We start from the raw sequence: 11,280 nt of genomic DNA, 5'->3' as shown, positions 1-11,280 counted from the left end.
GCGCCGGCGCGATCGGTGCGGGCGTCGCGGCGAGCCGCAAGAAGAAGGCGGCGACGGCGAGGGAGCGCTACGACCGGGTCTCCCGCGAGTACGGGAGGGTCGCGGGCGAACTGACCGGGCTGGACATCCGCGCCAACTCGCTCACCTCCCCGCTGGCCGACGACGAACTGCGGTCCCAGTGGGCGGATGTGCGGGACCGCTTCCTGGCGCTGGACACCGTCATGGGCCGGATCGGTGACCTGCGGCCGGAGTCGACCGACGCGGAGTTCCGCGAGAAGGCCGACGACATCGAGACCGCGCACACCACGGTCGATCAGATGGAGACGGCGGAGAAGAACATCGACCAGCTCTTCCGCATGGAGCAGGGTGACGCGGACGTGCGCCGCCGCCAGCTCGGCGAGCTCCACGAGGACATGCTGGCCGCCGCGCTGGGGACGGAGGACGAGCGGCTCGCCGCCGAGGCCAGGGCCCTCGACGCGCGGGCGGACGAGCTCTCCCGGGACACGCAGGCGCCCGACTTCATGGACCGCTATGCGCGGCTCGTGGTGGACTACCGGCTCGTGGTCGAGGCCATCCAAGCCCGGGAGATTGCGGATGTCGAGGTGGCGGACGATGCAGGCGACCGCCACGCGCCGAGACTGTACGACCGGGACTGGCGCGCGGGCTACGGCTACAACGGCTTCGTGCCGTTCTACGTGGTCTCGAGCTGGCACGCCCACGACGTGCAGGCGGCCCAGGCGGCGAGTTCCACCAACACGAGCTACTCCAACGCCTCGTTCTCCGGCGGCGGCGGGTCGAGCGGTTACTGACCCGGCGTCGTCCGCTGCCCTCACCGGGGTGCGCGTCCGCTATGCCCGGTTTCCGTCGGGGTGCGTGGGGTGCGCGTCCGCTATGCCCGGTTTCCGTCGGGGTGCGCGTGCGGATAGGACCAAAGGGCCCGCGCAAGGCGGACGGGTGGCGGGTGGCGAGTGGCGAGCGGGCTGACTGGTCCGAAGCGCCCGCATAGGTCCGGCCGCCCAGCCGCCCCGCCTGCCGCCCGCCTCAGCTCTCGACGATCTCGACCGATTCGATCGTGTGCACGGTCCGCGGCGCGCCCTGCGGGCTGCCGTCGCCCTCGATCGCCGTGACGGTGTCCATTCCGTCGGTGACGGTGCCGAAGAGGCTGTAGTCAGGCGGCAGGGAGACGCCGGAGTCTCCGGTGACGATGAAGAACTGGGAGCCGTTGGTGTCCGGGCCGGCGTTGGCCATGGCCATCGACCCGATCTCGTACTCGCCCGGAGCGGGCAGCTCGTCGGCGAACTGGTAGCCCGGGCCGCCGCTGCCGGTGCCCTGCGGGTCGCCGCCCTGGATCATGAACCCGGGGATCACCCGGTGGAAGGTGATGCCCTCGTAGTACTTGTGGCGGGCCAGGAAGACGAAGTTGTTCACGGTCTCCGGGGCCTTGTCCTCGAGCAGGTCCACGGTCACCACGCCGGCGTCGGTGGTGATGACCGCCGAGTAGTCGACACCCGGGGTCAGGCACATCGGCGGGGCGGAGCCGAACGAGGTGACGCGCTCGTCGGTGCCCTCGGCGGGCGGGCACTCGACCGCGTCGGCCGTTCCTGCATCGGACTCCTCGGCCCCGGTCTGCGTCCCCGCGGTCGTGCCGGTGGCCGTCGCGTCCTCGGCCGGGGAGTCGTCGGCGCCGCAGCCGGCGAGCGCCAGGGGCACCGACAGGGCGAGGATCCCCAGGGCGGTGCGGACGGTCGGACGGGGCCGGGCTGTGGAGGTGAGGTGCATGACTCGAGACTAGAGGGCGCGCCACCCCGGGTGGATCGCCGGATCCGCGTGGTGGGAGGGATCGCCACGCCCCGCCGGGTACGATCGACCCGGCTTTCGACTAGGGACGGGGACACATCCATATGCACCACCACGGCCACCACGAACTGGTCGACGAGGTCGAGCGGTCGGTCGCCGGGCTCGCGGACCCGCTCGGCCGGGAATGCCTGCAGCGGGTCATCCTGCCCCGGGCGGGTGAGCCGCTGGACGTGAGATCGCTCTACCTCGCCGAGGCCCCCACCAACGCCCGCCGTACCCACTCCGCCGGTCGCACGACCCTCAGCGTCGGCGCGGACTCCGAGGTCTCGTTCGCCACCTACTTCAACGCGTTCGCGGCCGCGTACTGGCGGCGATGGACGGTGCTGGGGGACGTGGTCCTGCGGCTGACGATCCGCGGTGCCGGTCGCGTGGACCTCTACCGCTCCAAGATCGACGGGTCGCGCATCGCGATCACCGGGGACGTCGTGGGCGAGCCGGGAGAGGCGGGCGCGGACCGGGTCACCACCGTCGAGTTCGTGTGCGACCTGGGCCCGTTCGAGGACGGCGGGTGGATCTGGTTCGACCTCACCTCCGACACGGACGTCGAGCTGCTGGCGGGCGGGTGGTACTCGACCGTGGACGCGCCGGCGACCCGCGCGGACGCGGGCCCGGACGGCACCCCGGACCCGTCGGTGCAGGTTCCTAACGACCGCCGGGTGACCGTCGGCATCCCCACGTTCAACCGTCCCGGGGACGCGGTCGCCGCGCTGCGGGCGCTCACCTCCGACCCCGAGGTCGACGCGGTCCTCGACGCGGTGCTCATGCCCGATCAGGGCGGGAAGAAGGTGCGCGACGAACCCGGGTTCGCCGAGGCCGCCGAGGACCTGGGCGACCGCCTGCGGATCTTCGACCAGCCCAACCTGGGCGGCTCGGGCGGGTACAGCCGCATCATGTACGAGGCCCGGCGGCTCACCGACTCGCCGTACATCCTGTACATGGACGACGACATCGAGATCGAGCCCGACTCGATCCTGCGGGCCCTGGCGTTCGCCCGGTTCTCGCGCGTGCCCATGCTGGTCGGCGGACAGATGCTCAACCTCCAGGAGCGCTGTCACCTCCACACCATGGGCGAGGTGGTGGGGGCGCACGACTTCATGTGGACCGCCGCCCCCCACGCGGACTACGACTACGACTTCTCGCGGTATCCCCTCACCGACCGGGACAATCCCAAGGAGCTGCACCGCCGCATCGACGTGGACTACAACGGCTGGTGGATGTGCCTCATCCCCCGGGTGGTCGCGGAGAAGATCGGTCAGCCCCTGCCGCTGTTCATCAAGTGGGACGACGCGGAGTACGGCCTGCGGGCGCGCCGCGCCGGCCACCCCACGGTGTCGATGCCGGGCGTGGCGATCTGGCACATGGCGTGGTCCGACAAGGACGACGCGATCGACTGGCAGGCCTACTTTCATCTGCGTAACCGGTTGGTGGTGGCGTCGCTGTACCACGACGGCGATCACAAGGGCATCATGCAGTCGAGCCTCAAGGCGCTGGTCAAGCACCTGGTGTGCCTCGAGTACTCGACGGTGGCCATCCAGATCGAGGCCATCCGCGACTTCCTCCGCGGACCGGAGGCGCTGTACGAGTTGTTGCCGACGGCGCTGCCCAAGGTGAGGGCGATGCGCGCGGGCTTCCCCGACGCCGTGGTCATCCCCTCGGCCGTGGACCTACCCGCACCCTCCGGAGGCCCGGCCGGGATCCACTCCGAACCCCGGGGCCCGGTCCGCAAGGCGGTCGCCCTGGCCAAGGGACTCGCGCACACTCTCAGCCGGGACGACAAGAGGCACCACGAGGTGCCGCAGGCCAACTTCCCGCCGGTGGAGGCGCGCTGGTACTCGCTCAGCCGGGTCGACGGCGCCACCGTCACCACCGCCGACGGGCGCGGGGTGGTCTACCGCAAGCGCGACCGCGAGCAGGCAGGATCCCTGTTCGCCGAGTCGGTGGCCGTGCACAGGGAACTGTTCCGCCGGTTCCCGGAGATGCGGCGCCGCTACCGTGAGGCGCACACCGAACTCGTCACCAAGGAGGCCTGGAGCCGTGTCTTCGACGCCTGAGACCGCACCCAAGCCGGGCCCCGGGGACTCCGGCGCTGGCCCCACCGTGGAGATCCCCGTGCCGACCGGCGAGATCCGGGTGCTGGCCGGGATCCAGCGTCGGCTCCTGGCGGTGCCGGGGTCGCGCGAGGCCGCCGTGACGCTCTCGCACGTGGGCGAGCACGCTCTGGGCTGGATGGCGATCGCCGCGGTCGGCATGGCGGTCGATCCGGCCCGGCGGGGCCGGTGGGCGATGGTCGGTGTGGGCAGCTTCGGTGCGCATGCCACGTCCGTCGTCGTCAAGCGTGTCGTCCGGAGGCGACGACCGGACCACCCCACGGTCGCGGTGGGGGTGGGTACCCCCTCCTCGCTGAGCTTCCCGTCCTCCCACGCCACGTCGACCACCGCGTTCGCCCTGCTGGCCGGGGGGGTGAGCGGCGCGCCGGTGGCACCCGCACTCGTTCCCGTGATGCTGGCGTCCAGGCTCGTCCTGGGCGTCCACTACCCTTCGGATGTGGTCGCCGGCGCCGCGGTCGGTGCGGGCTGCGCCGCGCTCACGCGCGCGGTCTGGCCCACGGGCCGCGTCCAGAAGCTGTTGCCGGCCGCGCTTCGTGACGGCGTGCCCGGACCGAGCCCCATCCCGACCCCCGAGGAGAATCGATGACCGATCAGACCGGAGTCCCGGCCACCCGGGGCGGGGGCGATCACCATCTCCTCGGGGCGGAGCCGCACACCGCCAACGAGATCGATCTCGCCGAGGCCGAGGAGGAGGCCAAGGGCTCGCCGCCCAAGAACCTGCTGGACGGTATGGTCAAGGCGCTCAGGCCGCGGCAGTGGGTCAAGAACGTCCTCGTGGTCGCGGCGCCCGCGGCGGCCGGCATGCAGACGCTCACGGACACCTCCGTCCTGTTCTCAGTCTTCGTCGCCTTCGTGGCGTTCTGCATGGCGGCCTCCAGCGTCTACCTGATCAACGACGCGATGGACGTCGAGGCGGACCGCGCCCACCCCACCAAGCGTTTCCGTCCCATCGCCGCCGGTGTGCTCCCGGTCGGGCTGGCATACGGGATGGCGGTGGCGCTCATCGTGGCGTCGCTCGTCATCTCGGTGCTGTTCGCGCACCCGGCGCTGGCGATCGTCGTGGCCGTGTACATCGTCCTGCAGCTCATGTACTGCTTCGGGCTCAAGCACCAGCCGGTGCTCGACATCGCGTTCGTCTCCTCCGGCTTCCTGCTCCGCGCGGTGGCGGGCGGTGCGGCCGCCGAGGTCGAGATCTCCCAGTGGTTCCTGCTGGTCATGGCGTTCGGCTCCCTGTTCATGGCGGCCGGGAAGCGGTATGCCGAACTGAACCTGCACCTCAAGACCGGCGCCAAGATCCGTAAGGCGCTGGAGAGCTACACGCCGACCTACCTGCGGTTCGTCTGGACACTGTCGGCGACGGTGCTCGTGCTCTGTTACGCCCTCTGGGCCTACGACCGGGGTTCCGACCCCACGCAGCCGTCCGGCTCGGCCGTGTGGTTGCAGATCTCGATCGTGCCGTTCACCATCGCGGTGCTGCGCTACGCCGTGGACGTCGACGCAGCCCAGGCCGGCGAGCCCGAGGACATCGCCCTCGGCGACCGCGTCCTGCAGATACTCGCCGCGATCTGGGTCCTCACCGTGGTGATCGGCGTCTACGTCGTGCCGTCCCTCGCCTGACAGGGATGGGTGGGCGATGTCGCAGGTGACACCGGGAGAGTCGGCAGGGCGGCCGTCGGCCGGGCGTGTCCCGGCCGAGCCGGCGGTCTTCTGGGGCGGCCTCGCGGTGGTGGTGGCGGTGTTCCTCGCGGGTGCCTGGCAGCGCCGGTGGATCGCCGACGACGGCCTGATCGTCCTGCGCACGGTCCGCAACATCATCGCCGGCAACGGCCCCGTCTTCAACGCGGGGGAGCGGGTCGAGTCCAACACCTCCACCCTGTGGACCTATCTCGTCTATCTCACCCACGAGGTGGTCGGTTACCGGCTCGAACTGGTCGCCCTGGGTCTGGCGCTGACCCTGAGCATGGTCGCGGTGGCGTGCGCGATGCTCGGCACCCGGGTGATGTACCGGGGGACCCGGCGCGCCCCCGCCGGTGGTCCGATGCTGCTGTTGCCGCTGGGCGTCGTGGTCTACATCATGCTGCCGCCCGCCCGCGACTTCGCCAGCTCGGGCCTGGAGACGGGGCTGGTGATCTGCTGGATCGGCGTCATGTGGCTCGGGCTGCAGCGGTGGGCCCGCGCGCCGCACCGCGAGTACCGCTTCGGCCTCCCCGCGGCGGGCACGGCCGTGATCGCGTTCGTCGCCGGGCTCGGTCCCCTGGTGCGCCCGGAGTTGGCGCTCGCGGCGGTGGTGTTCCTGGTGCTGCTGGCCGCGTCGCAGCAGTCGTGGAGACATCTGGGCTGGTTGGTCGTCCTCGCCGGAACGGTCCCGATCGTCTACCAGGTCTGGCGCATGTCGTACTACGCGCTGCCCTACCCCCTGACGGCCATCGCCAAGGACGCGGGCGGGTCCAAATGGGACAAGGGCGCACAGTACCTGTGGGACCTGCTGTCGCCGTACGTGCTGCTGCTGCCGTTGGCGATGGTGCTGGCCGCCGGGCTGGTCTCGCTGTGGGCCGTGCACCGGTCGGGCCCCGCTCATGGTTCGGCGGCCCCCGCGCGGGGTGACGGGACGGGGGCCGGCGACGAGGTGACCGGTCTGGACCGCCTGCGGGCCCGGGTCCGCTCGACCCCGGTCGTCACGATCGCGTTCCTCGTGGTGGCCGTGATCATGCTGGCCTACGTCACCCGGGTCGGCGGGGACTTCATGCACGGCCGGGTACTGCTGCCCTCACTGTTCCTGTTCCTCCTGCCCGTCGCGGTGGTGCCTCTGCCCGTGGGGCCCGCCCGCGGTGAGGACGACGCCCGGGTGCGGCGGGTGGCGGTCCCGGTGGTCGCCGGTGCCTGGCTCGTCGTCGTCGGGTGGGCGGTGACCGTCGAGGTGGTCCAGGACCCGTTCCGGGACGAGCCGGAGACCATCACCGCCGCGGGGATCGTCGACGAGCGGCAGTACTACATCCAGCGCACCGGCCACCGACATCCGCTGCTGGCCGACGACTACCTCGACTTCCCGCGGATGCGGGCCCTGGTGCGGGACGTCTCGACCAACCGGACGGGGGCGGTCTTCCTCCCGGTTCCGGGCTTCCAGGACCGGTGGGACGTGGTGGCCTACGACCGCCCGATGCCCGGCCTGGAGCCCTTCGAACTGCCGGACGACCCACTCAAGACGGTGGTGTTCCTCAACCTGGGCATGACGAGCATGAACCTCCCGCTCGACGTGGACGTCTACGACACGGTGGGGTTGGCCTCCCCCCTGGCCGCGCACACGGACCGGATGGAGGACGGCCGGATCGGGCACGACAAGTTCCTGCCGTACGACTGGGTGCTCGCGCGCACCGGGGTGATCGAGGATCCCGTCAACTTCCCGCGGTGGATCGACGTGAACTGGGTCAACCAGGCGGAGGTGGCACTCACGTGTCCTGCCACCCAGGCCCTGATCGACTCCTATACCGGGCCCTTGACGCTGGAGAAGCGCTGGTCCAACCTGGTTAATGCATTCTCATTCGCCGAGTACCGCATCAACAGAATCCCTGCGTACGAGGTGCAGAGGTGCGGGTTGCCGATGCCTGAGAAAGTGGAGAAGTACCAGGGCACTCGGTAGTGTGGCCCCAGCTGTTGTCTCGAATCGATAACAGTAGGGGATCGATCAGGTCCCCGACCTGTAACACCTGTCCCAGATTGAGCGACAGTTACGATGTCGCAGTTCCGGTCCTCCCCTGGTGGGGCCGGTCCGATGGACGTCACCGATGCCCCGGGAGACCTGAGGGCACCAGGAACGAACAAAGGAACCCACGAATGTCCCAGACCACCCTCCGGCGCAAGTTCGCCGCCGGGCTCACCGCCCTGGCGACGGCTGCAGGCCTCGTCGTCGGCGCCCCCGCCCTCGCCGGCGCCCAGGCCACCGAGCAGGGCTCGTCGGCCAGCCTCGGTTCCGCCGGATCAGCAGGATCGGCCGGATCGGGCGATGCCCCCAACGCCGCCCCCGCGTTCCGGCCGGCCGCCGGGGACGAGAACCCGGTCGGGTTCCGCAACTGGCTGCGCCCCGGCTGTAGCTGGGATCCGGTCGCCTCGTGGGTTCAGCTCTGCGAGGTCTGGTCGCCGGCGATGAACCGCCACATCAAGGTCCAGGTCCAGCCCGCCCGCTTCGGCGGCAACGCCGGCCTGTACCTCCTCGACGGTCTGCGTGCGCGGGACGACTGGAACGCGTGGACCCGCGACGCCCAGGCGCAGCGCATCTTCCTCCAGGACAACATCACCCTGGTCATGCCGGTCGGCGGCCAGGTCTCCTTCTACTCCGACTGGGATCGGCCCATCAACCTGGGCGGAAACCTGCTCGAGTACAAGTACGAGACCTTCCTGACCCGCGAGCTGCCCGGGTACCTGAACGCCCACTTCGGTGTGCGCACGGACAACAACGCCATCGCCGGGCTCTCCATGGGCGGGTCCGCCGCCGCGATGCTCGCGGCCAAGCACCGCAACCAGTTCAAGCAGGTCTCGGTGTTCTCCGGTTACATGAACCCCACCGCACCGGGCATGTACACCATGATCCCGCTGGCGATGTTCGACCAGTGCAAGTGTGACCCGTTCGCGATGTGGGGCCTGCCGGGCTCGCCGCGCTGGGGTCAGAACGACCCGCTGCTCAACGCGGACAAGCTGCGCGACATCCCGATGTACATCACCGCGGGGTCCGCCATCCCCGGGCAGTACGACCAGCCCTCCAGCCTGCAGGCCGTGTTCAACACGTTCAACGGCATCATCCTCGAGGGCCTGTCGCGCGGATCGACCATCGCGTTCCAGAACACCCTCAACGCCCGTCCGAACCAGGCCACGTTCGACTACCGCACCACCGGCATCCACGGCTGGGGCTATTGGAACGACGACCTGATCGCCGCCCGTTCGGCGCAGATCCTGCCCGTGATGAACGCCTTCGCGTGGTGATCACGACCGGATAGCCGACGAATCGGGCTCCGCTCAGCGAGTCCTCACCCGTCACACCGGGGCCCCGTGCGTAGATTCTCGTGCGGGGCCCCGGTCGCTTGTGTGACCACCGGGTTCGGCCGCGGGAGGGGAGCCCGCGGGCGGACGACGGACCAGGGCCCCGGGAAGAAGCTGTCCGGGTCGCTCTCCGCGGCCCGTTCACCGAGACGGTCGGCGACGACGCGGCAAGGAAGAGAACCTCACATGGCGACCCCCAGCGCACACGCGAGCCCCCGCACCCGGTGGGCGTCCCTCCTGGCGGCCCCTCTCGTGGTGGGAATGGTGGGCTCCGGACTCGTCGTCCCTCCGGCTGCGGGCGCGCAGGAGACGCCGGTCCGGGCGACCCCGGCCCAGAACTCCCCGACACAGAACCCCCCGGCGACCGCCGGTCCGGCGCAGACCGGCGCCGGCGGGGCGGAGCCGGCCGAGAGCCGCGTGGACTCCCCGTCCCTGCGCGTACCGACGACCATCCCGTCGGGGGTCCGGTTGGACCGGGTCGAGTGGAAGACGGCCAACCGGGTCGCACTGTGGGTGCAGTCGCCGGCCATGGAGCAGGCCATCCAGGTGCAGCTCATGCTCCCGGCGCAGTGGAACGCGGAGCCGGAGCGCACGTACCCCTCGCTCCTGCTGCTCGACGGCCTGCGCGCGCGGGACGACGCCAGCGGCTGGACCCTCGAGACCAAGATCTCCCAGTTCTTCGACGCGAAGAACGCGATCATCGTGCTCCCCGTCGGCGGCGAGTCGAGCTTCTACACCGACTGGGTGGCGGACGCCAACGGCTCGGCATACCAGTGGGAGACGTTCCTGATGGAGGAACTCCCACCCCTGCTGGCCCGGGACTGGCGGGTGGGCGACGAGCACGGCGTCGCGGGTCTGTCCATGGGCGGTACTGCCGCGATGATGCTCGCGCAGCGATACCCCGAGCACTTCCGGTTCGCGGCCAGCTACTCGGGATTCCTGGACACCACCAGCTTCGGAATGCCCGAGGCCGTCAAGGTGGCCATGCAGGACGCCGGCGGGTACCAGGCCGAGAGCATGTGGGGACCGCTCGGTTCGACCCGGTGGCAGGAGCAGGACCCCAAGCTCCACACCGACAAGCTCCGCGGTCGGAGCATCTACGTGTCCGCGGGCAGCGGGAACACCGGGCCGTGGGACCAGCCGTCGGGCCTGCCGGACATCCCCACCAACTTCCCGGGTTACGGGCTCGAACTGCTCTCGCGGATGACCACCCAGACCTTCGTCAACAAGGCCCGTGCCGCCGGTGTCGAGGTGACGGCCAACTTCCGCCCGTCGGGCACGCACACGTGGCCGTACTGGCAGTTCGAGATGATGCAGGCCTGGCCGCAGTTCGCGGGTGCCGTCGGGATCGAGAACGTCGAACCCCCGTGCGCCGCACAGGGCGAGATCGCCCGCGTCGCCGAGCGTCAGCCCGGTCTGGGCCCCTGCCTGACGGGTGAGTACGACGTCCGGGGCGGCAAGGCCACCGACTTCCGTTTCGGACGCGTCTTCTGGTCGCAGCAGACGGGCGCGCACTCGGTCCTCGGGGCCATCGGCGCCGCCTACCAGGCCGAGGGCGGTCCTGACGGCCCGCTCGGGCTGCCCACCTCCGGCGAGACCACGACGCCCGACGGGAGGGGCAGGTTCACCCAGTTCCAGAACGGCGTCATCTACTGGTCGCCCGCCACCGGCGCGCACGCCATCCGTGGGGCGGTCAGGTCGATGTGGCAGGAGCGCGGCGCCGAACGCGGCGACCTCGGGTACCCGACGACCGACGAGATCACCAATCCCAACAAGCCCGGCGTGGTCCAGGGCTTCCAGGGCGGGACCGTCTACTGGTCCTCCGCCACGGGCCCCAGGGTCGTCAAGGGGGCCATCCTGACGACCTACCGGGAGGCGGGCGCGGAGAACTCGGAGCTCGGGTACCCGGTCACCGACGAGATCTCCCTGTCCACCCGGGGCGGTGCCTTCAGCCGCTTCCAGGGTGGGGCGATCTATTGGTCCGCCCGCACCGGTGCGCACGCCGTGCCTCGCGGGCCGGTGTTCGACGCCTGGGGCACGGTCGACTACGAACGCGGCCGGCTCGGCTATCCCACCAGCGCGCTGCGCACCACCCGTGACGGCCAGGTCATGGAGTTCGAGGGCGGCCGGATCACGGTGACCGGCGGACGGGCGGAGATCTCGTGACGGCCAGGTCCGCGGCGCTCGGGGCCGCCCTCGTCGTGGTGGGTGGGATGCTGGCCGCCTGCGGCGGTGGCGACTCCACGGTGTCCGGCGTCCCCGACTCGGAGACCATGGCCCCGCC

General features: G+C 70.8%; 7 protein-coding genes and 1 pseudogene. 7 read left to right on the top strand and 1 reads right to left on the bottom strand.

What is annotated here, in order from left to right; translation table 11 throughout:
* Positions 1–809 (top strand): annotated as a pseudogene (locus IY392_RS10205) (DUF5129 domain-containing protein); the annotation flags it as partial.
* A 232-nt stretch (positions 810–1,041) separates the two neighbouring features.
* Here IY392_RS10205 and IY392_RS10200 read toward each other — a convergent pair.
* On the bottom strand, positions 1,042–1,779 hold the full coding sequence (locus IY392_RS10200) for a peptidylprolyl isomerase (protein WP_194861144.1): 738 nt from the start codon (positions 1,777–1,779) through the stop codon (positions 1,042–1,044).
* 122 nt (positions 1,780–1,901) lie between these two features.
* Here IY392_RS10200 and IY392_RS10195 point away from each other — a divergent pair, with 122 nt between their 5' ends.
* From IY392_RS10195 to IY392_RS10170, 6 genes are all read left to right on the top strand, one after another.
* On the top strand, positions 1,902–3,908 hold the full coding sequence (locus tag IY392_RS10195) for a glycosyltransferase (RefSeq protein ID WP_228549258.1): 2,007 nt from the start codon (positions 1,902–1,904) through the stop codon (positions 3,906–3,908).
* On the top strand, positions 3,892–4,551 hold the full coding sequence (locus IY392_RS10190; protein WP_375292909.1) for a phosphatase PAP2 family protein: 660 nt from the start codon (positions 3,892–3,894) through the stop codon (positions 4,549–4,551). The genes IY392_RS10195 and IY392_RS10190 overlap by 17 nt, the downstream gene beginning before the upstream one ends.
* Entirely contained in the window at positions 4,548–5,582 is a 1,035-nt protein-coding gene (locus IY392_RS10185; protein ID WP_194861143.1) for a decaprenyl-phosphate phosphoribosyltransferase, read from the top strand. The genes IY392_RS10190 and IY392_RS10185 overlap by 4 nt, the downstream gene beginning before the upstream one ends.
* A gap of 16 nt (positions 5,583–5,598) precedes the next feature.
* Complete coding sequence (zomB, locus tag IY392_RS10180; protein ID WP_194861142.1) at positions 5,599–7,602, top strand: flagellar motor control protein ZomB; 2,004 nt, start codon at positions 5,599–5,601, stop codon at positions 7,600–7,602.
* A gap of 194 nt (positions 7,603–7,796) precedes the next feature.
* A complete protein-coding gene (locus tag IY392_RS10175) occupies positions 7,797–8,939 on the top strand; it encodes an alpha/beta hydrolase family protein (RefSeq protein ID WP_182613358.1) in 1,143 nt (380 codons plus the stop codon).
* A gap of 243 nt (positions 8,940–9,182) precedes the next feature.
* Entirely contained in the window at positions 9,183–11,162 is a 1,980-nt protein-coding gene (locus IY392_RS10170; protein ID WP_194861141.1) for an alpha/beta hydrolase-fold protein, read from the top strand.
* The last annotated feature ends 118 nt before the right edge of the window (positions 11,163–11,280 follow it).

This window comes from Dietzia sp. SYD-A1, assembly GCF_015356725.1.
GTDB lineage: Bacteria > Actinomycetota > Actinomycetes > Mycobacteriales > Mycobacteriaceae > Dietzia.
Note: the sequence above shows the minus strand (reverse complement) of the source record. Positions and strands in the feature narration are given on the sequence as shown.

Excerpts from the sequence above, each read along its gene's own strand:
- IY392_RS10200 (WP_194861144.1), bottom strand. The coding sequence starts at position 1,779 with ATGCACCTCACCTCCACAGCCCGGCCCCGTCCGACCGTCCGCACCGCC.
- IY392_RS10195 (WP_228549258.1), top strand. The coding sequence starts at position 1,902 with ATGCACCACCACGGCCACCACGAACTGGTCGACGAGGTCGAGCGGTCG.
- IY392_RS10185 (WP_194861143.1), top strand. The coding sequence starts at position 4,548 with ATGACCGATCAGACCGGAGTCCCGGCCACCCGGGGCGGGGGCGATCAC.
- zomB (WP_194861142.1), top strand. The coding sequence starts at position 5,599 with ATGTCGCAGGTGACACCGGGAGAGTCGGCAGGGCGGCCGTCGGCCGGG.
- IY392_RS10175 (WP_182613358.1), top strand. The coding sequence starts at position 7,797 with ATGTCCCAGACCACCCTCCGGCGCAAGTTCGCCGCCGGGCTCACCGCC.
- IY392_RS10170 (WP_194861141.1), top strand. The coding sequence starts at position 9,183 with ATGGCGACCCCCAGCGCACACGCGAGCCCCCGCACCCGGTGGGCGTCC.